The following is a 22,731-nucleotide window of genomic DNA, read 5'->3' as shown; positions in this document are numbered from 1 at the left end:
GCTGAGCTATACCCCCAGATGTGGGAAAGAACATTTATTTAGTTTTGTTGAGGGGTGTGTAACAGCTTCAACCGGGCTCCCAGCTGAGCTATACCCCCAAGTGGTATGTCCTGCAACGGATAACGACGATATATTACCAGATGTTTTCCCTTCTGTCAACATCTTTTTTCAATTTTTTCATTTTTTATTTTTTGGGGGAACAGGCTCCGAAAAAGCACCTGTTCCCCCAAAGAAAAACTTAGTCCTCGCCGCCCATCAGCAGGTACATAACTGCCTTCTGAGCGTGCAGGCGGTTCTCCGCCTCGTCAAAGATTTCCTCCGCGTGCTCCTCAAACACGTCGGCGGTGATCTCCTCACCCCGGTGGGCGGGCAGGCAGTGCTGCACCATGCAGCCGGGGTTGGTGAGAGCCATCAGCTCCTTGTTCACCTGATAGCCCACAAAGGCCTTCTCACGGATGGCCTTCTCCTCCTCCTGGCCCATGGAGGCCCACACGTCGGTGAACACCACGTCGGCGCCCACAGCGGCCTCCTTAGGATCGCGGCAGAGGGTAAACTTAAAGTTGGGGTCGCTCTTGGCAAAAGCCAGCACATCAGGATGAGGATCGTAGCCCTCGGGGCAGGCCACTGCCACTTCCATGCCGGTCTTCAGGCCACCCACGATCAGAGAGTTGGCCATGTTGTTGCCGTCGCCGATGTAGCACATCTTCAGCCCTTCCAGCACCGTCTTATGCTCCCGGACGGTCATCAGGTCGGCCAGCACCTGGCAGGGATGGCAGAAGTCCGTCAGGCCGTTGATGACAGGGATATTGGCGTGGGCCGCCAGGGTCTCCACTTCCTCCTGGGCAAAGGTACGGATCATGATGCCGTCACAGTAGCGCAGCAGCACCCGAGCGGTATCCTCTACCGGCTCGCCCCGGCCGATCTGGCTCTCCTTGCTGGAGAGAAACAGGGCGTGGCCGCCCAACTGGTACATACCGGTCTCAAAGGAGACACGGGTACGAGTGGAGTTCTTCTCAAAAATCATGGCCAGGGTCTTACCCTTGAGCTTATCGTGAGCAATGCCATGCTTCTGGCTAAATTTCAGCTGGTCAGCGGTGTCCAGGATCTTCAGGATCTCCTCGCCGGTCAGGTCCAGCAGCTTCAACAGGTCTTTTTTCATCGTCTATTCCCCTCTCCAGCGAAAATCAGTGGGTCAGCATGGTGCCGATGCCCTCGTCGGACAGCAGCTCCAGCAGAATGGCGTGAGGTACGGTGCCGTCCAGGAAGGTGGCAGACTTGACGCCGGAACGCACCGCCTCCACACTGCAGTTTACCTTGTGCACCATGATCTGAGAGATGGCTCCGGAGCGGATCAGGGCGGGCACCTTGGACAAATGCAGCTCAGGCATGGGAGCGCCGGGAGCATCGGGATTCTGCAGCATAGACTCCTTGTCGGTAAGCTGGATGAGCTTCTCCGCTCCCAGAGCCACCGCCAGCTTGGCGGCCGCCACATTGGCGCTGACGGAATAAACGTTGGCCAGACCGTCCGCTCCCTGAGCAACAGTAGCGATGACGGGGATATAGCCCTGATTCAGGAAGCTGTTCACCATCGTCACATCTACCTTCACCACCTCGCCGGTGCGGCCGTAGGAGGGGCTGATGGTCTTGGCGGAGAGCAGGCCGCCGTCGATGCCGCACAGGCCAATGGCCTTTCCGCCCTTCTGATTCAGAGCGGATACCAGGCCCTTGTTCACCTTGCCGCACAGCACCTGCTGCACAACGTCCAAAGCGTCGTCGCTCACGCAGGGATAGCCATCCTTGTACTGCAGCTCCATTCCAGCGTCCTTCAAAGCCTCCTTGGTCTCAGGGCCGATGCCGTGGACCAGCACCACCTTGATACCCACCAGGCGCAGCATGATGATGTCCGACATCACCGCCTCCCGCAGCTCCGGGTCGGTCATGGGTACGCCGCCGCAGTTGATAACTACGATCTTTCCATTATACTGCTGGATGTAAGGCAGGGCTTCGGTAAGCACTTTTGCACGATCCAGATTTGCATCCATAATAAGTTCCTCCCTCTTTATGCATGAGCCGGGCCCGGTCACTCCACCCTCAAGCCGGTGGTCTCCGGGAAACCCAGCATCAGATTCAGATTTTGAATGGCCGCCGCGGCCACCCCTTTGCCCAGGTTGTCAAAGCGGGCAGTGAGCAAAGTCTGCTCCTCCCGGCCGCAGACGGTGATCTCCAACCGGTCGGTGTTCGCCATGGTGTTGGATACCAGCCGGGGGCCTTGTGTTCCAAAGGGTGCCACCGATACCAGCGCTTGATCCTGGTAGTAGCTCTGGAGCATCTCACAGATGTCCTGGGCCGTGGGCGTTCCCCGCAGCAGCCGGTTCTGCAGGGTCACCGAGGTGGCCATACCGCTGTACATGTCGCTTAAAATGGGGACAAACACCGGGGGATACTCCAGCCCGGCGATATGCTGCATCTCATTGAGATGGTTGTGGCGCAGCTCCAGAGAATAGAGAGCCGGGGCCGCCAAAGCCGGATCACGGTTGGGATCCTCAAACTCAGCGATCATGTCCTTTCCCCCACCCGAGTAGCCGGTAATCGAGAAACAGGACACCGGATAGTCCGGGGGCAGCATCCCCATCTGTACCAGCGGGGCTACCGTGGAGAGAAAGCCGGAGGCATGGCACCCGGGGTTTGCCACCCGCTTGGAAAAGCGGATACGCTGACGCTGACCGGGGAGCAGTTCGGCAAAGCCGTACATCCAGCCCGGCGTAGTACGGTGGGCTGGAGAGGTATCGATGATGCGGGTGTTGGGGTTATCCACCAGCTCCACCGCCTGGGCCGCCGTCTCCTCCGGGAGACACAGAATAGCCAGGTCCGCCTCGTTGAGTAGCTTGCGCCGCTCTTCCACATCTCGGCGTTTCTCCGGGTCAATAATCAAAAAGTCCAGGTCGCTGCGGCGGGACAGTTGCTCATACAGCCGCGCTCCTACCACGCCGCCCTTTCCGTCAATAAATACCTTTGGGTTCTTGCCCATGAGGATCATCCCTTTAAGTGGTGTAAGAGGGGCGGGGCCCTCTCCGTTCCCCATTGTACCCCCCGCCCCTCCTGACCACAAGAGCCTTTTTACTTCTGAGGCTGGTGCTCCTGAATAAATTCCTCGATCAGAGAAATCTGCTTGAGCACCGACTCCTTGGCAGGACCGCCGTAGACTGTACGGCCGTTGACGCAGTGCTTGAGAGCCATGGCCTCGTACACGCCCTCATCGAAGAGGTCACAGATAGCCCGGAAGTCCCGCAGAGTGAGGGTATCCAGGGTCTCGTGGTTCTTGATGCACAGGTTGACCAGCCGACCCACGATCATATAGGCCTCCCGGAAGGGCAGACCCTTCTTCACCAGATAATCGGCGCAGTCGGTGGCGGTGATAAAGCCGCCGGCAGCCGCCCGCTCCATGTTGTGCCGCCGCACGGACAGGGTGTTCACCATGGCCGCAAACACAGGCAGACAGATCTCCACCGTGTCGATGGCGTCAAACAGAGCCTCTTTATCCTCCTGCATATCCTTGTTGTAGGCCAGAGGCAGACCCTTCATCATGGTCAGCAGGGTGATGAGGGAACCATATACCCGGCCAGTCTTGCCCCGGACCAGCTCGGCCACGTCGGGGTTCTTCTTCTGGGGCATGATGGAGGAGCCGGTAGAGTAGGCATCGTCCAGATCCACGAACTTGAACTCCCAGGAGCACCACAGGATGATCTCCTCGGAGAACCGGGACAGGTGCATCATCAGGATGGACAGAGCAGAGAGCAGCTCGATGGCGTAGTCACGGTCCGAGACGGAATCCATGGAGTTGTCGGTGGGCTTCTTGAAGCCCAGAGCCTGAGCGGTGGAAAAGCGGTCGATATCATAGGTGGTGGTGGCCAGAGCGCCGGCACCCAAAGGGCACTCGTCCAGCCGCTCCAGGCAGTCCTCCAGCCGGGTCACGTCCCGCTTGAACATGTTGGCGTAAGCCATCATGTAGTGGCCGAAGGTGGTAGGCTGAGCACGCTGCAGGTGAGTATAGCCGGGCATAACGGTATCGGTGTGCTCCTTGGCCTTCTCCACCAACACCTGCTCCAGATCCAGGATCTTCCCGATGATAACAGGAATTTCCTCCTTCACGTACAGGCGGGTATCCACAGCCACCTGGTCGTTCCGGGACCGGGCGGTGTGCAGCCGCTTGCCGGCATCGCCGATGCGCTGGGTGAGCAGAGTCTCGATGTTCATGTGGATATCTTCGTTATCCACGGAGAACTCCACCTTATCCGCTTCAATATCCTCCAGGATGGCCTTCAGGCCATCCACAATCGCTTCCACCTCATGCTCCTCGATGATGCCCTGCTTACCCAGCATCTGGGCATGGGCGATGGAGCCGGCGATGTCCTGCTTATAGAGCCGGGCATCAAACTGGATGGAAGAGTTAAAATCATTGACAAGAGTATCGGTCTCCTTCTGGAACCGACCAGCCCAGAGCTTCATAACATTCTCTCCTTTGATATGCGAAGAGCGAATGACCTGCGGCCATTCGCCTCGCAGGATTTCCGCCGCAGCGGAAATAAATTTTTAAGCAGTCCGAAGGCGAAGTAACTTCGCCTTCGGACTCATATTATTTCGTTTCGTCTATTCGCGACGGCTCAGACGCTTACTTCAGCTTTCCCTGCTCCCGCATGGCCTGAACGGTATCGGGCAGGCCCCACAGGTTGATGAAGCCGGTGGCATCGTCCTGGTTGTAGTCGCTCTCCTCGAAGGTGACCAGATTCTCAGAGTAGAGGGTCTCAGGAGAGGTGACGGAAGAGGTGATGATGTTGCCCTTGTAGAGCTTGAGCTTTACAGTACCGGTAACATGCTTCTGAGTGTCGAAGGCAAAGGCGGTGAGAGCCTCCCGCAGGGGGGTGAACCATTTGCCGTTGTAGATGAGGTCGGCAAAGTCAACCGCCAGCTTGCTCTTCATGTGCTTGGTGTCCTTGTCCAGGGTGATCATCTCCAGCACCTCGTGAGCCTTATAGAGGATGGTGCCGCCGGGAGTCTCATACACGCCCCGGTCCTTCATACCAACCAGCCGGTTCTCCACGATATCCAGGATACCGATGCCGTTCTCGCCGCCCAGCTTGTTGAGCTTGCGGATGATATCGCTGGCCTTCATCTTCTCACCGTCGATGGCAACGGGCCAGCCCTTCTCAAAGTCCAGGGTCACATAGGTGGCCTTGTCGGGAGCCATGGCAGGGGACACGCCCATCTCCAGGAAGCCGGGCTTGTCGTACTGAGGCTCGTTGGCGGGATCCTCCAGATCCAGGCCCTCGTGGCTCAGGTGCCACAGGTTCTTATCCTTGGAGTAGTTGGTCTCCCGGCTGATCTTCAGAGGCACGTTGTGAGCCTCGGCGTAGTCGATCTCCTCGTCACGTCCCTTGATGTCCCACTCTCTCCAGGGAGCGATGATCTTCATCTCAGGAGCGAAGCGCTTGATGCCCAGCTCGAACCGGACCTGGTCGTTACCCTTGCCGGTGCAGCCGTGGCAGATGGCGTCGGCGCCCTCTTTCTTGGCGATCTCAACCAGCCGCTTGGCAATGATGGGCCGGGCAAAGGCGGTACCCAGCAGGTACTCCTCATACTTGGCACCCATCATCATGGAGGGAACGATGACATCGTCCACCATCTCATCGGTGAGGTCCTCAATGTACAGCTTGGAGGCGCCGGTCTTGATGGCCTTCTCCTCCAGTCCCTCCAGCTCATCGCCCTGACCCACGTCAGCGGCAACCGCGATGATCTCGGGGTTATTGTAGTTCTCCTTCAGCCAGGGGATGATGATGGACGTATCCAAACCGCCGGAATAGGCCAGCACTACTTTTTTAATCTCACTCATGATCTTCTTCCTCCCAATTCTTTGGTTTGGCCCATCGGAGGGGCCTTCCTTTGTGTTGGCAATAGTCTACCACCGGAAGAATAAAAATGCAAGATTGAATTGGTATAATTATTCGGTATTTTCATTGTTCTTTCAGTACATAACGTATAAAAATAAATATTTGCTGTTTTATTCATCCGTTTATTTCCATTGTTTAGAATTATTATTCATCGTATCGCATTTTAAAATTATTGACAAACAATAATTTATATGGTATCTATAAGTTAGAATTATCGAATAACAATAATTATGGAGGTGCATACCATGAAAGCACGCCGTATAACCGGGCTGATCTGTGCCGCTGTTCTGGGTATTTTGGCCGGATTCTGGGGTGGAAGCGGGACTGGTGAGGCCTTATTTTCCCTGTCCACCCGGGCTGGCGAGGGACTGCGGGCGTTGTCCCTCACCGGATTTTTGGGCAATTTGTCTGCCTGGGCCATCATACTGGCTGTGAGTTCTCTGCCTCTGCTCCTGCTGAAGCTTCCCAAAGGACGGGGCGCACTCACCGGGACTGATACTCTGCTCCCCCTCAGTTCCCTGCTGATTTTTTTAGCCCTCTTCTTTTCTGTCAACCCCACCCTGCTCAGCAATCCACTGCCTGAGTACCGGATCTTGGGAGCGGCAGGCGGCGCCCTGTGTGCGCTGGTCTGCTGGCTGGTGCTGCGGCTACTGGAGCCTCTGGACCGCCAGGACACTGCTGATCTGGCCAGACTGCTGTCGGCGCTACTCACCGCTTGTGCCCTGGTGCTGGTCTTTGCCGTTGGTTTCCAGTCCACCTTCTCCCTTCTCGCGAAAACCCAGGCGATTCAGCAGGGAAATACCGGTGCACCCGCCGCTGCTCAAACCACCATTTGGATCCACGGCCTGCTGGCTCTGCTTCATGCCATCCCCAGTCTGTTGGGAGGAATCGTTCTGCTTTGGGGCAGTGATCTGGCCCGCATCATGGTCCACGAGCCTTTTGAAGCGGAATCCCTGGCTCAATGTGAAAAAACCGCCCGCGGCTGCCGTCAGGTCATCCAGACCGCCGTCCTGCTCTCCCTTGGAAGTAATCTTTTCCAGCTGATGGTAAGTTCCCTCCTCACCAGCCAGGAGTACTCCCTCTCCCTGCCCCTCTCCACTCTGGCTCTGGCTGCCGCTCTGTTCCTTTTGTGCCGCTGTATTCAGCAGGGCAAAGCACTTCTGGACGACAACCGCTCTATTATATAAGGGGACAGTCATGGCAATTACGGTTCATCTCAGCGAAGTGCTGAAGGCGCGGAACATGACCTCCAAGGAGCTATGTGCCAAGGTCGGCATTACCGAGGCCAACCTGTCCATTCTCCGCTCCGGCAAGGCCAGCGGCGTGCGCTTTCACACCATCAACAAAATTTGCTACTACCTCAACTGTGACGTGGGAGATATCCTGCGCTTCGACGGACGATTGGAGGAGGACGATGAATAAACGGTTTCGGACAGGCATTTTGATTCTGATTCCCGTTATCCTGCTGGCTCTGCTCAGTCAGATCTCCCTGGCCCAGCCGGAGGAAACTCACGCTTGGGAAAACCATCTGGTGGGTTTTTATCTGGTTCGGGAGACCATGAATTCCGGCCCAACCTCCATCGGCGATCCCAAGGCCGGCTGGGAGGAAAAAGGAAGCAGCTCTGTCAACGCCAACGGCCTCACCTTTTCCATTCCAGATATGATTCTCAAGGCCAAAACCGATGAACAGGGAGAGCTGTACTTTCCCAATCTGGAGGGCCGACGCTTTTTCTTAGCGAAGGAGTATTATAACCCCGGCAACCTGGAGGAGTTTGCCTACCGACTGTACTCCGACCTGGAATCGGAAGGCCTTCACATGGAAGTCACCGACCTGGGGACCAACCACACCGTCTCCGGCACACTCTACTACACCGCTCCCCTTAACGATCCGGCCTGGACAGAGGACAACCAGATTTGGGCTGCCTATCAGGTCTGGCAGGAACCAGACGGCACCGTCTACCTGGAGGATGGCGGCAACAGCTATGGCGGCACGTTGGATTGCAGCATGACCAAGACGGTTACTTATCAGGAGGCCCGCAACGGGCAGGCCACAGAGGAAAACACCCTGGACCTCACGATCAACTTTCGCTACATTTCCCGCCTGGAGCAGGTCACAGTGGAGCAATTTACCGCAGACAACCAGCCTGTGACCTCCAGAACCATTACCGCTCAAGAGGTGTTGAACGGCCTGTCTGAGCTCTCCATTTCTCTGGAAAGCAATGCCGCGTACACCCTTATCTGTGAGCATTATGCGGATGGCACCATGCAGCGCACCTTGCTGGAGCGGGAGGATGCCCCCGTCTCCCACACCTGCTGGGCGGCGGAGGAGAGCGGGCTGACCATCCCCCTGTTTCTTACGCTGGAGCCCTGACCGCCGCGCTCCCGTTCCTCACTTGCTGCCGCGCAGGCCAGATTCTGCGTGTTCACGGATCATAGGAGGAGAACAATGAAAAAGTTTCTGCGAAGGACCATCCCTCTCCTGATTCCCATTCTTCTGCTGGCTCTGTTCAGTCGGGTCCCTCTGGCTCAGCCGGAGCAAACCGTCCCAGAAGAAGCCCGTCTGGTCGGCTATTATCTGCTGCCAGACGAACTGGTGCCCCCCAACTGGGAATCTGCAGAAAACGGCTGGGAGGAATACAGTTCCCGCATAGCCTATATCAATGGCTTAGAACGCATCCTTCTGCCCCAGACTGTTCTGAAAGCCCAGAAAGACAAGGATGGGCAATACCGCTTTCCCGGCCCGGAAGGCCGCCGTTTCTTCCTGGTCCAGGAACAGAACATGGTGGACGGCAATCCGGAGGCAACGGTTGAGCTGCACTCTGACCTATCTCAGGATCGCTACGAGCACGGAATCAATGTCACAGAAAACAGCACGTCCTACATTTTATCCGGTACCCTTCACTACACCACCCCCCTCGCTCGTATAGAAGATCAGAGTTGGAGTCCCTACTACGTCTATCAGAGTTCCGATGGGACTGTTTATCTGGTCAACGAAGGAGGCGGCACAACCGGTGCGGGCGGTATCACATTGAATACGAAATATTCCGAAACGCTCGACGATCAAGTAACTCGGGAAAATATTCTGGATATCACCGTCAACTTCTCCTACGTCCCCCACCTGAAGCAAGTCACCGTAGAGCAGTTTACGCAGGGCCAGCAATCCATCACCACCCAAACCATCTCCGTCCAGCAGGTACTGGCGGGCCAGGATGCTCTGGACCTCACTTGGGAGGACCATGCCGCCTACGCTCTGGTTTCGGAGCAGGCCGACGACGGCAGCATCACCTACACCGCCCTGACCTCCAGCGAGGAAGAGGCTGTCCATACCTCTTATTTCCCCCTAGACAGTGGATTGACTACTCCCTGTACCATTACCATTGGTTAAAAAGAGCCGCCTGCAAAAACGCAGGCGGCTTTTCATATTCCAAACTTTATTCCGGGCGCTTGGCCAGCAGGTACCCTACGGTGAAGGCCAGGGGCGGCAGAAACAGTCCCATGATCTCCTGACTTGTCTCACGGGCAGCGTAGGTAATTCCACCAATCTTCTCCAGCACAAGAGGAACCCCTGTGGCCAGTATGGTTCCATCCAGCAACAGTCCCTGGAACACCGTAGCCCCCAGGCCATAATTCCCCCAGGCAGTGATTCCGTGATACACCGCCAGTATCAGGGCCAGGAGGATCACATCCGCTCCCGCGGCCATCCACAAAGATTTCACGGGGATATAAGGTCGCTTCTTCCGGGTCAGGCCGCCAGCCATCAAGGGAATGAGCAGTGCCACTAAGATAGCAGTAACGTCATACCAAAGATCGCTGGTACCCATAAAATACCACAAAATCCCCAGCATAATCCAGCCGAACAGCAGAACACTGGTCACTACGTGTCCCGCCCAGAAGCCCACCAAGGCAGGAATCATTTGTTTTTTCATTCCGGTCTGGCCTCCTCCACTGGAGGGTAGGCCTCCTCTTCACCCCAGGGTTGTTCCTGAATGCAGCCGTCCTCATCGATGCTCCCCCGCCACAGCACCTGGCTCAGTGACCGGTCGTAGCTGTCTTTCAGAGAAAGAGCCAGGGTGATCTGGTCTCCCGCCTTTAAATCCAGGCCGCTCAGGTCCACCTCCGGTCTCCAGTACATAGAAAAATAGGTATCATTTGCATTCTCCACACTGGCGCTTGGGATGTCCTCCACCCAGTGGTCCAGCTTGTCGTTGACAAAGACGCCTAGCTGGGCCTTCACGTAGATGGGTTCTGTGAGCAGAGACATCTGGTCGAAGGTCACGGTGTACTCCAGCGGCACTACGGTTCCTTTGGGCAAATGTCCTTTCTCCAGCTTTTTGTCCATATAGGGGGATGCGTAGAGTACCCGATGCTCGGGCTGCAAAGAGTATCCCTTCCGCATTTGAATGGCCTGTCCCACCGTCTGAGTGCGATTCTCTCCGTCTATCTGGAAGGTGAGAGAGAAGTCAATGGCGTCGCTGAGAGGACAGGTGATCCGGGCAGAAAAGTTCTCGCCCCCCTGGTTCTTCGCCTGAACAGAGACCGTTTCTCCCGCGCTGCGGGCAGCCAAAATCACTGGAGTGTCCGCTGTGCGCTGTCGCAGTTGGACGTTCAGGTCAAACGTAGCCGTATTTTCCCACAGATTTACCTCTACCGCTGTATAGTCGAATGACTCCACCAGACTGGTGACCTGCTGGAGGGCGGCATTCACCTGCTGCTCCACCGCGTCACTCACCGTGTTTTGAATCGTCATCATCTCATCCGTCATATTGCTGACGGTACGGTTGAGATCCCGGACCCACTGGGCGGCCACCGAGGCCAGCACCAGCACCACCGCTGCCGCCAGCACCCAGGGCCATTTCCGCCGCTGCCGCCAACCCTTAGGACGGGGCAGGGACTCAAGATACTTCTTTGCAATCGTCTCGGCCATCTCCAGCTGCTCCTGGGTCAGCTCCCGGCTGGGCGCGGTCTCCTCTTCCAGCTCCAGCAGCTGGGCCAGGGTAATGCCGAAGGCTCGGCTGAGAGCCACACAGTTATTTACATCGGGTAGGGCACTGTCGCTCTCCCACTTACTTACCGCCTGGCGGGATACTCCCACCAGTTCTCCCAGGGCCTCCTGAGACAGCCCCCGCTCCCGGCGCAGGGCTGCGATCCGCGTTCCTAATGTCATGATCTTGTCCCTCCTCTCTGGTTTGACGGTAGCAAAAAGGAAGGGAATCGGCAACCAAATCTCCCTTCCTTTTTGTCAACCAAAGCTTACATCGCCGGTTTTTCTAACAAATTGTCTGCTTACACCTTGGTCATATGGGCGGCGGCGGACTTGAGCATGAGCCGCTTGGTGCCCACGTTGTCAAAGGCGATCTCCACCAGGGCGTCGCCTCCCATCTTCTGGATGGACAGAATCATGCCCTGGCCAAAGGCCTTGTGACGCACCATATCTCCCTTATGGAAGGCGGACAGGTCGGCGCCGCCCTTGGGCGCAGCCGAGGCACCCATAGCCCGGGCGAATCCGCCGTAGTCCCGGCGCTGAGGCGCCCGGGGTTCCGGCCGCTGGTCATAGGGACTGCGCTCCGGCTTGGCATATCCGCCATAACCAGAGGTGCGGGAGGGCATACCGCCCCAGCTGTCGCCCCGATCCAGGAAGTTCCGCCCGGAGCGCTCCAGGTGCTCCGGGGGGATCTCCTCCAGGAAGCGGGAGGGACGGTTGGCGCTGGTGCGGCCAAAGAGCATACGCTGGCCTGCACAGGTGAGGTAGAGCTTCTCCTTGGCTCGGGTCATGGCCACGTAGCACAGCCGCCGCTCCTCCTCCATCTCGTCGGGCTCTCCGATGGCCCGGATGCCGGGGAAGATGCCCTCCTCGGCTCCCACCACAAAGACCACCGGGAACTCCAGGCCCTTGGCCGAGTGCATGGTCATCATTACCACGCAATCCTGATCCGGGTCGTGGCTGTCCAGGTCGGTGTACAGAGCGATTTCATCCAGGAAGCCTGCCAACGTAGGCTCGTCCCCGGCGTTCTCCATATAGCCCCGGATGGAGGTGAGCAGCTCCCGGATGTTCTCCAGGCGGGTACGGTCCTCCACCGTGTTCTTGGTCTCCAGCATGGCCGCGTAGCCGGTGCGGATCATCATCTCCTCATAAAACTGATCCAGCGGCAGGGTGGTCAGCAGCCCGGTCAGCTCCCCCATCAGGTTGGTAAAGGCCGCCAGCTTGGCCGCTGACCGCTCCAGTTCCGGATACATCCGGGCGTTATCGATGACAGCGTAGAGAGAGGCCCCTTCCCGCTGGGCAATGGCCTGGGCCGTCTCGATGGTCTTGGCTCCGATGCCACGGGGCGGGTTGTTGATGATACGCTGGAGGCGCAGGTCGTCCTCGGGATTATTGAGCACCGCCAGATAGGCCGTCATGTCCTTGACCTCAGCCCGGTCAAAGAACCGGGTGCCGCCGATGATGCGGTAGGGGATACCGCTGCGCTTGAAGGCGGTCTCCAACTGGTTGGACTGGGCGTTCATGCGGTAAAGCACTGCGTGGTCCTTCCAGACACGGCCCTTTCCGAAATCATCCAAAATCTGATTGGCTACGTACTGCGCCTCGTCGTTTTCGTTCATGGCAGTGTAGACCTGGAGTTTCTCCCCCTCCCCTGCCTTAGTCCACAACTCTTTGCCTTTACGGCCCTGGTTGTTGCGGATAACCGCATTGGAGGCCTCCAGAATGTGCTTAGTGGAGCGGTAGTTCTCCTCCAAACGGATGGTGCGGCAGCGGGGGTACTGCTTTTCAAAGGAGAGGATGTTCTCAATGGTGGCTCCCCGGAAGCGGTAGATGGACTGGTCGTCATCGCCCACCACGCAGAAGTTTTCATAGCGCCCCGCCAGGGTGGAGGCCAGCAGATATTGCAGATTATTGGTGTCCTGGTACTCGTCAATGAGAACGTAGCGGAATTTCCGCTGGTAATAGGCGCGCACCTCTTCAAATTGCTGAAGCAGCCGCACCGTGTGCAGGATGATATCGTCAAAGTCCAGGGCGTTGGCCTCCCACAGCCGGTGCTGGTAGCGGGTATACACCTTGGCGATTTTATTCAGGCGGTAGTCTCCACTCTTTTCGCACTGGGCGGCGTAGTCCTCTGCCAGCAGCATCTGATCCTTGGCCCGGGAGATGTAGCCCAGGACCGACCGGGGCGGGAACTGTTTGTCGTCCAGCTCCAGTTCCTTGAGGCAGTCCTTAATGACCCGCAGAGAGTCGTCGGTGTCGTAGATAGTAAAGGAGGAGGCAAAGCCCAGCCGCTCAATATCCCGGCGCAGGATTCGCACGCAGGCCGAGTGGAAGGTGGAGGCCCAGACGTCCTCCGCCTCAGGGCCCAGCATGGCGGACAGGCGGTCCTTCAGTTCCCCGGCAGCTTTATTGGTAAAGGTAATGGCCAAAATCGTCCAGGGAGCCGCAGGGTCCAGGGCACACAGGGAGACCATTCTGTCCCGGTCCCCCTCTCCGGTTTTGGCGTAGGTCTCCAAGAAGTCCAGGTCTTCCGGAGAGACCCATTCGGGCACTTCCGCACTGTCCGAACCCCGCCCGTAGCGCATCAGGTTGGCAATGCGGTTAATCAGTACCGTGGTCTTTCCGCTGCCCGCTCCTGCCAGCAGCAGCAGAGGTCCCTGCGTGGTCAGTACCGCCTTTTGCTGTTCCGGGTTAAGGCGGGCAAAGTCCCGGGCAATGGCCGCGCGGCGCGCGGCAGCAAAACGTTGTTCCTGTTGATGATCCAGCATGGTGATCCGTCCTGTCTTTATAAGATAATTCGTGTCCTTCATTGTACCGAAAACCCGTCCCCGGGTCAACCGTGTGCCGTACTTTGGTTTCCCCGCATTTTTTTGGTATGGTTTGTCCTTCCAGGGCATATACTTCCATTGAAAGCTCTTATTTTGCAGGGCATAAATCTTTATCTTGCATCGACACTTTCCTCCACCCTGGACAAGCCCATATTTTGCAACTAATTTGTAACTCTTTTTTCATTCCCATGTAATCGCTTCGAAACCACCATGACAGCCCTATTTGATATACTATTTATAATCCAAAGAATGAAAGGAGGGTTCCGCTGTGAAAAAGCTGATCCAGTCCCTGACTATTGTTTCCCTTCTTATCTTTCCTCTGGGCGCCGCCGCTCTGACCCAGTCTCAGCAGGAATCCCTCCCCGCCGTGTCTACCGAAGAGGTCCACGGTAATGTGCCCGCCCAGACCAATGCAGCTCAGGCTATGACCCCCGCTGTCCACGCTCTGGTGTTGGCTATGACGGAAAACCACCTGGACTACGACCCCAGCGACAGTGAGTTTCTGTGGACCAGCCTGTACTACATGCTCAGCCTTTACGGCCAGATGGATGAGCGGGCGGAATTCACCGACGACACCATGATTCTCCCCTCTGAGATGGTCCGGGACTATGCCGCCGCGCTCTACCCCGATGTGGCTCAGCTCCCCGAAATCCCCGCTCCCATCTCCCAGCGGATCGCTTACTTCGCTTCCGATGATTCCTATCATCTGGCGCGGGGCGATGAGGCTCTCATTCAGGTCACGGTGGATGACACTCAGACCCAGGACAATGGACAGGTAATCCTCTCCGGCCGGATGACCGCTCTGGAGGATGGCAGCACCCTGTACACCTTCCAGTCCACCTTGAGCCCCCGGGACACCATGTTTGGTTTTATCATTGATTCTTTGACTATCTCTGCGTGAGTTTCTCCTTTGGAAAGACGCCCGATGTGAAACCATCGGGCGTTTTTCCTGGCCTCTCCCGGCTTTCCCCTTGTGATTCCCGGTTTACTGTATTATAATAGCTGTGCGTTGGCGTCCGCACCGAGTATGCGGTCTGAAATTTGTATTTTTTGAGGTGTTTCTCTATGAACCCTGATATCCATGATTATATCCGTCCCGGCAAGCGCGCTCATTTGGTAGGCATCGGCGGCGTGTCCATGTCCCCTCTGGGCGAGGTGCTCCACGGCGCAGGGGTAAACATCACCGGCTCCGATCTCCATGAGAGTGCAACCGTGGCCCATCTGCGCTCTTTGGGCATTCCCGTGGTCATTGGCCACCTGCCCGAGAGCGTACAGGGAGCAGACTGCGTCATCCGTACCGCCGCCGTCCACGATGACAACCCGGAGATCGCTGCCGCCCGTGCTGCCGGTATCCCCGTCTTTGAACGAGCCCAGGCCTGGGGCGCCATTATGCGCCACTACCAGAACGCCCTGTGCGTGGCAGGCACCCACGGCAAAACCACGACTACCTCCATGTGCACCCACATCTTCCTGGCCGCCCAGCGGGACCCCACCGTCATGATCGGCGGCGTACTGCCCGCCCTGGGCGCGGGTCACCGGGTAGGAAAAGGAGACACCATCATTCTGGAGTCCTGTGAGTACTGCAACTCCTTCCTCTCCTTCTTCCCCACCGTAGCGGTTATCCTTAACGTGGATGCTGACCACCTGGACTTTTTCAAGGATTTGGAGGACGTAAAGCACTCCTTCCGCCGTTTTGCCCAGCTGGTGCCCCAGGGTGGCTGTGTGGTAGCCGACGGGGACGACGCCAACACCATGGACGCCCTGAAAGATCTGGACAAACCCATGCTCACCTTTGGACTGGAGCAGGGGGATATCCACGCGGCCAACCTCACCTGGAACAAGGGGCTGCCCACCTTTGATCTGATCTACAAGGGTGAGACTCTGGGTTCCATCTCTCTGCGTGTGCCCGGCATCCACAATGTGCGCAATGCGCTGGCCGCCGCCGGGGCCGCTCTGCAGCTGAATGTCCCCGTGGAGGCCATCCGGGAGGGTCTGTACGCCTTCGGCGGCGCAGGCCGCCGGTTTGAGCACAAGGGCGAGTACCACGGTGCGGTGGTCTATGATGATTACGCCCACCATCCCCACGAGCTCCAGGCTCTGCTGTCCACGGTGAAGACTCTGGGCTATCAGCGGGTGATCTGCGCGTTCCAGCCCCACACCTACACCCGTACTAAGGAACTCTTTGATGACTTTGTGGAAGTACTCAAGCTGCCTGACAAGGTGCTGCTGGCCGAGATCTTTGCCGCCCGGGAGACCGATACTCTGGGCATCTCCTCCAAGGACCTGGCCGACCGCATCCCCAATGCAGAGTTCTGCCCCACGCTGGAAGATGTGACGGCCCGCTTCAAGGAGCTGGCCCAGCCCGGCGACCTGCTGATCACCGTGGGCGCAGGAGACATCTATCTGGCCGGAGAGGCTCTGCTGAAGCAGGCGTAATGCCCTCTCTAATATTGACATAGAAACGCGGCGCGGAGAAGAATCTCCGCGCCGCGTCTGTCTTACACCTTATACATCTGGCTGATGTTCTCTATATACTCCGCCATGGCGTTCACAACGTTCTCAGGCTCCAGCACCTTGGCCCGTTTACCGAAACCACACAGCCAACCGAAAAACTGGGGACTGACTACCACCTGAGTCCGTACGGTGAAGTGCTCCTCATCCTCGGGCACCAGCATGACCTCCTGGCCCAGCCGGTCCAGCACCGCTCCCACCAGCCCCCGATCAAAACGCAGGCGTACCCACACCGGTTCTCCGGAAAACATGCCAAATACCTGCCGGGCATACAGTCCCATGTCCAGGGCCGCATAGACCTCCTGGCCATCCCTTGGCTCCTCGGTGGTGCCGATCTGAGCCATCTTGTCCACCCGGAAGTGCTTAATGATCCCGGCCTGGGAGTCAAAGCCCACCAGGTAGTAGTTCTCATCATCCCAAGTAAGGGCGTAGGGGCTGATCACATACCAGTCCCCATTCCGGCGCAGCTGCCGCTGCTTTTCCATGTTGTACTCAAAGTAGTGAAAGCGGATCTTTCGGTTGGCGGCGATGCCCCGGTGGATCTCATCCACGTTGTAGTAGATGGATTCGTTCATGGTCTTGATCCGGTTTTTCACAAACACCTGCCGGTTGAGCTCCCGGGCCTGGTGGACACTGGCCAGCCCCTCGATTTTTTTAATGAGGCTCATGGTCTTTTTCTGCGTGATGAACTTGGAGGACTGTACGCTGTCCACCAACAGCTTCAGCTCAGGCAGTTCAAAATCCCGTCCGGCCACATAGCAGCCGCTGTTTCTTCCCCGTCCCGTCTGCACCAGGTCCAATCCATAGGTGCGCAGGGCCTCCAGGTCGTCGTAGATGCTTTTGCGCTCGGCGGAGATGCCCCGTTTCCCCAGTTCCTCAATGAGCTGTGCCACAGTGACCGGGTGGTATTCATCGGAATAACGCAGAAGATAGTCCATAATATATAAGATTTTCAACTTTTGAAAGGGTGCGCGGGCCATGCCTCTCCCTGCCTTTCTTCCCGTCTCATCTGCTGTACGGTATCGTTGCTTTTAGTTTAGCAAAGATCAAGTCCAATAATATGGACTCTTTTATCTGCTTCCCATGTCCTGCGTTCTGTGGTACAATGGCTCCAACAGCCCGGGACAAAGGAGGCATATGGGATGAACCGTCCGGAGCACTACGAAAGTGATCTGCTGTTCTACTTTGACGGCAAACCACGGGAGTTCTCCCTCTATCAGAGGTTATTTGAATCCGTGGAACAGGCCTTCCCCGACGCTTCGGTCAAGGTACAAAAAAGCCAAATCAGCTTTTACTGCCCCAAACTGTTTGCCGCTGCCTCTATCCCGGTACGCCGGAAAAAGGACTGGCCCCGGGAATGTCTGCTGGTGACCTTCGGCCTGGAGCGGCAGGTGATCTCTCCCCGCATCGCCGTAGCGGTGGAGCCCTACCCAAACCGCTGGACCCACCATGTGGTGGTCTCCCAACCGGAGGAGATCGACGGCAAACTGCTGGACTGGCTCTCCCAGGCGTATCAGTTTTGCCAGATCAAAGGCTCCCGGCGCTGAGTTATATCCAGTATAGGGCAGACCGGCCGCCTTGGCAAGGTGCACAGCCGTCTGTTATCCCAACACTACGAGGACCACATATGCAAATTATAATCTCACCTGCGAAAAAAATGGTGGAGGACCGGGACAGTCTCGCTCCCCGGTCGGTTCCCCAATTTCTGCCCCAGACCAGACAACTTCTGAAGGTCCTGCGGGCCATGTCGCCCCAGGAACTCCAGCGTCTCTGGGGCTGCAACGATGCTATCGCCCGTCTCAACGTCCAACGGCTGGAGGCCATGGAGTTGGAGGGTGACCTCACCCCCGCGATTCTCTCCTACCAGGGGATCCAGTACCAGTACATGGCCCCCGGCGTGCTGGAATCCCAGGCTCTGGACTACCTCCAGGCGCATCTGCGTATCCTTTCCGGATTTTACGGGGTGCTTCGTCCCTTTGACGGCGTCACCCCCTATCGTCTGGAGATGCAGGCCAAACTGGCTGTGGAAGGGACAAAGAATTTGTATGAATTCTGGGGCGACCGTCTGGCACAAACACTGGCTGAGGAGGACGGCTGGGTGCTGAATCTGGCTTCCAAGGAATATAGCCGCGCCGTCACTCCCCACCTGCCCCAGGAGACGGAGCTGGTCACCTGCCGTTTCGGCATCTGGAAGGACGGCAAGCTGGCCGAACGGGGCACACAATGTAAAATGGCCCGCGGCGAGATGGTCCGCTGGCTGGCTCAGAACCAGATCACCCGCCAGGAAGACCTGCCCGCCTTTCAGGGGCTGGGCTACCGGTTTGACTCGAGTGCCTCTACCCCCACCGAACTGATTTTTTATACGGAAGGAGAATAAACCCAATGTTGGAAGTTGGAACGAAAGCCCCCGAATTTACCCTCCCTGACCAGGATGGCAATCCTGTTTCCCTGTCTGATTTTCTAGGCAAAAAGGTCGTGCTCTATTTCTATCCCCGGGACAACACCCCCGGCTGCACCCGCCAGGCCTGTGCCTTCGCCGGCGCATTTGGCCAGTTCAAGGCTTTGAACACCGTGGTCATTGGCGTGAGCAAGGACTCCACCGCCTCCCACCGGAAGTTTGCCGATAAGTATACCCTGCCCTTCACGCTCCTCTCCGACCCAGAGCTCACGGTGCTCCAGGCCTACGGCGTGTGGCAGGAGAAAAAGATGTATGGCAAGGTGAGCATGGGAGTGGTACGCTCCACCTATCTCATCGATGAGCAGGGCATGATCCAGGCAGTTATGCCTAAGGTCAAGCCGGACACCAACGCCGCGCAAATTCTGGAGCTTTTAAATCAATAAGATTTATTAAAAAAGCAGATCGGGCGAAAGCCCGATCTGCTTTTTTAATGACTGGTATCCTGATATTCCGAAGGGCTGATGCCCACCACCTTTTTGAATGTAGCAGAAAAGTAGGTGATATCTTTGTACCCCACCTGCTGGGCCACCTCATATACCTTGACCCGGCAGTCCCGCAGCAGCTCCATCGCTTTGTGGATGCGGTAGCGGGTGAGATAATTGAGCAAGGTGTAATCGGTCTCTTTCTTAAAGGTATGACTCAGATGTCCCTCGCTGATGCCGATAGACTGGGCAATTTCCGCCACCGTAATGTTGGGGTTGTCGTAATGCTCTCCGATATAGCTCATCGCTTGGAGCACATATTTGCTCTTGTCTCCCTTTTTCAACCCCGGGATGGCCGGCTCTCCCTGGGATGGTTCCATACGGCGGCGCAAAGCCTGCACGGCTTGTTCCAGTTCTCCATCATGAAACGGCTTGAGAAGAAAGTCCACTGCTCCCAGGCGCAGGGCGCTTTGGGCGTAAGCGAAGCTGTCGTAGGCGGTGAGGATAATGACAAAGGCGTTGTTTCCCGCCTCCCGCAGACGGCGCAGCATCTCGATTCCGTCCATTTTGGGCATCTTCAGATCGGTGATAATGAGGGTGGGGGCGTAGCGCTCAGCGGCCTGCAGGCCCTCCTCTCCGTTGGAGGCCTCGCCCACTACCACACAGTCCAGGGCGGCCCAATCCACTGCCAGCACGATGCCTTTGCGGATCATCTCCTCGTCCTCCACGACCAGCACCTTCATCATAACGTTTCTTCCTCCCTTCGCAGCGGCAGGGTAGCAGAGATCACCGCGCCCTGGCCCGACGGACCACAGGACAGATACAACCCGGACTCCTCGCCGTAATACTTACGCAAAATGGTATCCACATTATAAAGGCCCAAATGGCCTCGGGACAGCTCCCGGTCCCGATGGGCATAGGCTCCCGCCATTTCAGGCGGCAGTCCCTTGCCGTTGTCCTCTACGGTGAGTTCCAGCATGGTGTCGGAACACTGGCGGGCACGCACAGTAATGCTTCCGTCCTTTTTCTCCTCCAGGCCGTGGAGAATGGCGTTTTCCACGATGGGCTGCAGCATCATCTTAGGTAACAGGCAGTCCTCCAGCTCTTCCGGAATATCCGTATGAAACTGAAACCCGCCGGACAGGCGGATGGTCTGGATCTCAATGTACCGCTCTACGATCTGCACCTCCCGGCGCAGAGGGACAAACTCATCCGGCGAAATGCAAAGACGCAGAATATCCGCTAAGCTGGTGGACATAAGGGCCACCTGGGGCACCTGGTTGATTTTGCTGATCCACTTCATGGTATCCAGGGTGTTGCAGAGAAAATGGGGATTGAGCTGAGCCTGGAGCATGCGGATCTGCGCCTGGTTGAGCTCCCGCTGGTTTTCCACCAGTTCTTCCTGGTTGCGCTTTAACGCCTGCACCATTCCGTTAAACCGCCGGGCCAGCTCGCCCAGCTCGTCATCCCGTCCGGGCGGCACCTGAACATTCAGATTATTCTGCACCACCTCGTCCATGGCAGTGCGCAGACGCTGGATGGGGCGGAACATCTGGCGGCTGAGCTTCAGGCTCATCAACACAGAGATCCCGATACAAAACAGCGCACAGAAGGCGCTGACAGTGTACAGCAGGCCCATGGTGGTGCGGTTCAGGGCCTGGGGTGTTCGCAACACCAGATAGAGTCCGGTGGGCTGGTGGTATTCCACCTGATAGGAGAACTCATCCCCGCTGCCGCTGAGAGGCTGCCCCGCCAACAGCCGCTGACGCAAAACAGGGGCCAAAGAGCTGGCCAGACTGGGCTGGGCACAATACACCGGTCGCCAGTAATGACTGAGCAGGATCAGGTCGTTCTGATTTCCATAGGCTCCCTCCATCAGCTGGCGCAGACCACTCTGGTACAGGCTGACTACCAGATAGCCCGCCGTTTGACCGTCCCGGTCCTCCAGACATACTGCCCCCTGGAGCATGGGCTGGTTGGTCTGGGTCACATCCTGACAGGCGATGAGTTCCAGCTTTGTTTGCTCCCGCGCCTGCTGAAGCACCCCCCAGTTGGTGGGCAGCTGCTTTTGATCGGGCGCATTGTGGGTGGAATAGCGCCAGGTTCCCTGGGCGTCATACAGATCAAAGCGGGCATAGCTTCGGCTCTCCTGGGTGGCGCTGAACAGGCGGCTGTACACCTGGGTATCCTGAGTGTCCTGCTCCTGCAGCATTTGGACAAAAACCCGATCCCCCCGGATCTGGCTGGCCGCTTTGGAGAGTCCCTCGTAGGTCGTGTCCAGAATGTGGGCCGCTCCGGTAAGATAGCCCGCCGCCTCCGCCTGGGCCGCGTCGGTCATCCGCAGGCGAAAGATCTGCAGCAGCATAGCCGAGCACAGCAGCAGGGGTACCAGCGACACCGCCAAAAAGGCCACAAACAGCCGCCGGCGGAAGGAATGGGGCATGGATGTTCTCATAACTCCTCCTCCCCGCCCAGATAGAAAGCCCAGCTCATGAGCAGGGATTCCCGCTCCCGGCTGGCCCACTCCACATCGTAGTCCACCAGCTTAAGTTCAGACAGAGGAACCAGGGTTTTCCCAGTCTTCACATCCTGGCGCACCGGACGGCGGTAAAACTGCCGGGCTAACAGCTGTTGGACATCCAAACTAACGGTAAAATCCAAAAACTTCTCTGCGTTCTCCCGATGGGGCGCTCCGGCCACCAAGGCAGAACCGTCGGGAACGGAACTGGTTCCATCGGACGGATAAACCATCCCCAGGTCCTCCCCTGCTGCGATCCACTGCAGGGCAGTCTCCTCCAGGGTAATGCCTACCCAGTCGCTGCCCTGGGCCACCGCGCTGAGCACATCTCCCGAGCTGTCCAGCTGCCGGTCCTCCAGGCTGGCCGCCAGCCGAGGCAGACATTCCTCCGAAGACTGCTCCATGGCATCCAGGTAGGTCACCAGACTGGTGAAGCTGGATCCGGACACACCGGGATCAGCAAAGGCGATTTTTCCCCGAAACCGGTCGGACAGCAGATCGGACCAGCTGGTGAGCCAAGACGGGTCAACCAGCTTGGTATTATAGATCAGCACCACAGGCAGGGAGGAAAATGGGGTCCAAAGGTCCTTCTCCGAGCAGTATCGCTCCGGAATCTGTGCTTTTTCCGAACAGGCGTAGGGCTCCAGGCAGTCGGAATAGGACTCCAGACTCTCCACGCCGCCGCCAAACATCACATCGGCCCGAGGCGCCTCCCGCTCCTGCCGGATCTGCTCCAGAAGCTGGCTGCTGCCGCCGGTGACCACATCCACCCAGATTCCCGTGCGCTCCTCAAACTCCTTGACGATGGGCCACCAAACTTCCTCTTTGTGGGAGGTATAGATGACCAGGCGCTCCTCCTCCGGCGGTATATATGAGGTATCCACCGGCGTTGTGCTTCCGGCACACCCTGTAAGCAGGCACAGCAGCGCCGCCAATACGGCGCCGGTTCGTCTACCATTCACCTGCAGGCCCTCCCCTTTTAGAAATTTATCTAATTATAGCACGTTTTTCCAGTATCTTTCATTAAATTTCCACAAGATTCTCAGTCCTTCATAAAAAAACGCAGTT

Annotated in this window: 21 protein-coding genes; 9 read left to right on the top strand and 12 right to left on the bottom strand. The window is 57.4% G+C overall.

Annotated features, from left to right (window positions below):
- Positions 1 to 238: 238 nt before the first annotated feature.
- From argF to ACEVJL_RS11255, 5 genes are all read right to left on the bottom strand, one after another.
- Positions 239 to 1,159, bottom strand: coding sequence for an ornithine carbamoyltransferase (gene argF, locus ACEVJL_RS11275; RefSeq protein WP_374737920.1), 921 nt, complete (start codon positions 1,157 to 1,159; stop codon positions 239 to 241).
- A gap of 25 nt (positions 1,160 to 1,184) precedes the next feature.
- Entirely contained in the window at positions 1,185 to 2,042 is an 858-nt protein-coding gene (argB, locus tag ACEVJL_RS11270) for an acetylglutamate kinase (protein ID WP_374737918.1), read from the bottom strand.
- 38 nt (positions 2,043 to 2,080) lie between these two features.
- On the bottom strand, positions 2,081 to 3,082 hold the full coding sequence (argC, locus tag ACEVJL_RS11265; RefSeq protein ID WP_374737917.1) for an N-acetyl-gamma-glutamyl-phosphate reductase: 1,002 nt from the start codon (positions 3,080 to 3,082) through the stop codon (positions 2,081 to 2,083).
- 35 nt (positions 3,083 to 3,117) lie between these two features.
- Entirely contained in the window at positions 3,118 to 4,506 is a 1,389-nt protein-coding gene (gene argH, locus ACEVJL_RS11260) for an argininosuccinate lyase (protein ID WP_374737915.1), read from the bottom strand.
- Positions 4,507 to 4,669: 163 nt separating this feature from the next.
- Positions 4,670 to 5,887 (bottom strand): argininosuccinate synthase, encoded by a 1,218-nt coding sequence (locus ACEVJL_RS11255; protein ID WP_008980297.1) that lies wholly within the window; start codon positions 5,885 to 5,887, stop codon positions 4,670 to 4,672.
- Between the two features lie 303 nt (positions 5,888 to 6,190).
- Between ACEVJL_RS11255 and ACEVJL_RS11250 the strand changes: the two genes are divergently transcribed.
- The 4 genes from ACEVJL_RS11250 (at position 6,191) to ACEVJL_RS11235 (ending at position 9,330) form a co-directional block, all read left to right on the top strand.
- Complete coding sequence (locus ACEVJL_RS11250; RefSeq protein ID WP_235396198.1) at positions 6,191 to 7,132, top strand: hypothetical protein; 942 nt, start codon at positions 6,191 to 6,193, stop codon at positions 7,130 to 7,132.
- Positions 7,133 to 7,142: 10 nt separating this feature from the next.
- A complete protein-coding gene (locus ACEVJL_RS11245; RefSeq protein ID WP_008980295.1) occupies positions 7,143 to 7,367 on the top strand; it encodes a helix-turn-helix domain-containing protein in 225 nt (74 codons plus the stop codon).
- Positions 7,360 to 8,316: a hypothetical protein gene (locus tag ACEVJL_RS11240; protein WP_302667575.1), complete on the top strand. Its 957-nt coding sequence runs from the start codon at positions 7,360 to 7,362 to the stop codon at positions 8,314 to 8,316. Before ACEVJL_RS11245 ends, ACEVJL_RS11240 begins: the two co-directional genes overlap by 8 nt.
- 75 nt (positions 8,317 to 8,391) lie before the next feature.
- A complete protein-coding gene (locus ACEVJL_RS11235) occupies positions 8,392 to 9,330 on the top strand; it encodes a hypothetical protein (protein ID WP_374737913.1) in 939 nt (312 codons plus the stop codon).
- A gap of 46 nt (positions 9,331 to 9,376) precedes the next feature.
- Here the strand turns inward: ACEVJL_RS11235 and ACEVJL_RS11230 are convergent, their stop codons facing one another.
- From ACEVJL_RS11230 to ACEVJL_RS11220, 3 genes are all read right to left on the bottom strand, one after another.
- Positions 9,377 to 9,871, bottom strand: coding sequence for a hypothetical protein (locus ACEVJL_RS11230; protein WP_374737912.1), 495 nt, complete (start codon positions 9,869 to 9,871; stop codon positions 9,377 to 9,379).
- Positions 9,868 to 11,109 carry a helix-turn-helix domain-containing protein gene (locus tag ACEVJL_RS11225; RefSeq protein WP_374737910.1) on the bottom strand — a complete coding sequence of 414 codons (1,242 nt, stop codon included), beginning with the start codon at positions 11,107 to 11,109 and terminating at the stop codon, positions 9,868 to 9,870. Before ACEVJL_RS11225 ends, ACEVJL_RS11230 begins: the two co-directional genes overlap by 4 nt.
- A gap of 119 nt (positions 11,110 to 11,228) precedes the next feature.
- On the bottom strand, positions 11,229 to 13,694 hold the full coding sequence (locus ACEVJL_RS11220) for an ATP-dependent helicase (protein ID WP_374737908.1): 2,466 nt from the start codon (positions 13,692 to 13,694) through the stop codon (positions 11,229 to 11,231).
- A 328-nt stretch (positions 13,695 to 14,022) separates the two neighbouring features.
- Here ACEVJL_RS11220 and ACEVJL_RS11215 point away from each other — a divergent pair, with 328 nt between their 5' ends.
- Positions 14,023 to 14,655, top strand: coding sequence for a hypothetical protein (locus tag ACEVJL_RS11215; RefSeq protein WP_374737906.1), 633 nt, complete (start codon positions 14,023 to 14,025; stop codon positions 14,653 to 14,655).
- A gap of 164 nt (positions 14,656 to 14,819) precedes the next feature.
- Positions 14,820 to 16,190: a UDP-N-acetylmuramate--L-alanine ligase gene (gene murC, locus ACEVJL_RS11210; protein ID WP_302667733.1), complete on the top strand. Its 1,371-nt coding sequence runs from the start codon at positions 14,820 to 14,822 to the stop codon at positions 16,188 to 16,190.
- A 62-nt stretch (positions 16,191 to 16,252) separates the two neighbouring features.
- Here murC and ACEVJL_RS11205 read toward each other — a convergent pair whose 3' ends face one another.
- Positions 16,253 to 17,203: a helix-turn-helix transcriptional regulator gene (locus ACEVJL_RS11205; RefSeq protein WP_374737904.1), complete on the bottom strand. Its 951-nt coding sequence runs from the start codon at positions 17,201 to 17,203 to the stop codon at positions 16,253 to 16,255.
- 204 nt (positions 17,204 to 17,407) lie between these two features.
- Here ACEVJL_RS11205 and ACEVJL_RS11200 point away from each other — a divergent pair, with 204 nt between their 5' ends.
- From ACEVJL_RS11200 to bcp, 3 genes are all read left to right on the top strand, one after another.
- A complete protein-coding gene (locus ACEVJL_RS11200; RefSeq protein WP_374737902.1) occupies positions 17,408 to 17,812 on the top strand; it encodes a DUF5655 domain-containing protein in 405 nt (134 codons plus the stop codon).
- Between the two features lie 80 nt (positions 17,813 to 17,892).
- Positions 17,893 to 18,642 (top strand): peroxide stress protein YaaA, encoded by a 750-nt coding sequence (gene yaaA, locus ACEVJL_RS11195; RefSeq protein WP_374737901.1) that lies wholly within the window; start codon positions 17,893 to 17,895, stop codon positions 18,640 to 18,642.
- Positions 18,643 to 18,647: 5 nt separating this feature from the next.
- On the top strand, positions 18,648 to 19,106 hold the full coding sequence (bcp, locus tag ACEVJL_RS11190) for a thioredoxin-dependent thiol peroxidase (RefSeq protein ID WP_008980284.1): 459 nt from the start codon (positions 18,648 to 18,650) through the stop codon (positions 19,104 to 19,106).
- Positions 19,107 to 19,150: 44 nt separating this feature from the next.
- Here bcp and ACEVJL_RS11185 read toward each other — a convergent pair whose 3' ends face one another.
- The 3 genes from ACEVJL_RS11185 to ACEVJL_RS11175 are packed head-to-tail and all read right to left on the bottom strand — an operon-like array spanning position 19,151 to position 22,625.
- Positions 19,151 to 19,891 (bottom strand): response regulator transcription factor, encoded by a 741-nt coding sequence (locus tag ACEVJL_RS11185; protein WP_110440947.1) that lies wholly within the window; start codon positions 19,889 to 19,891, stop codon positions 19,151 to 19,153.
- Positions 19,888 to 21,600 carry a sensor histidine kinase gene (locus ACEVJL_RS11180; protein ID WP_374737898.1) on the bottom strand — a complete coding sequence of 571 codons (1,713 nt, stop codon included), beginning with the start codon at positions 21,598 to 21,600 and terminating at the stop codon, positions 19,888 to 19,890. Before ACEVJL_RS11180 ends, ACEVJL_RS11185 begins: the two co-directional genes overlap by 4 nt.
- Positions 21,597 to 22,625: an ABC transporter substrate-binding protein gene (locus tag ACEVJL_RS11175; RefSeq protein WP_325208242.1), complete on the bottom strand. Its 1,029-nt coding sequence runs from the start codon at positions 22,623 to 22,625 to the stop codon at positions 21,597 to 21,599. The genes ACEVJL_RS11180 and ACEVJL_RS11175 overlap by 4 nt, the downstream gene beginning before the upstream one ends.
- Positions 22,626 to 22,731 lie beyond the last annotated feature (106 nt).

It is taken from the genome of Flintibacter porci (genome assembly GCF_041925195.1).
GTDB classification, from domain to species: domain Bacteria; phylum Bacillota; class Clostridia; order Oscillospirales; family Oscillospiraceae; genus Lawsonibacter; species Lawsonibacter porci.
The sequence above is the reverse complement of the archived record's forward strand: the minus strand, read 5'-3'. Positions and strand labels throughout refer to the sequence as shown.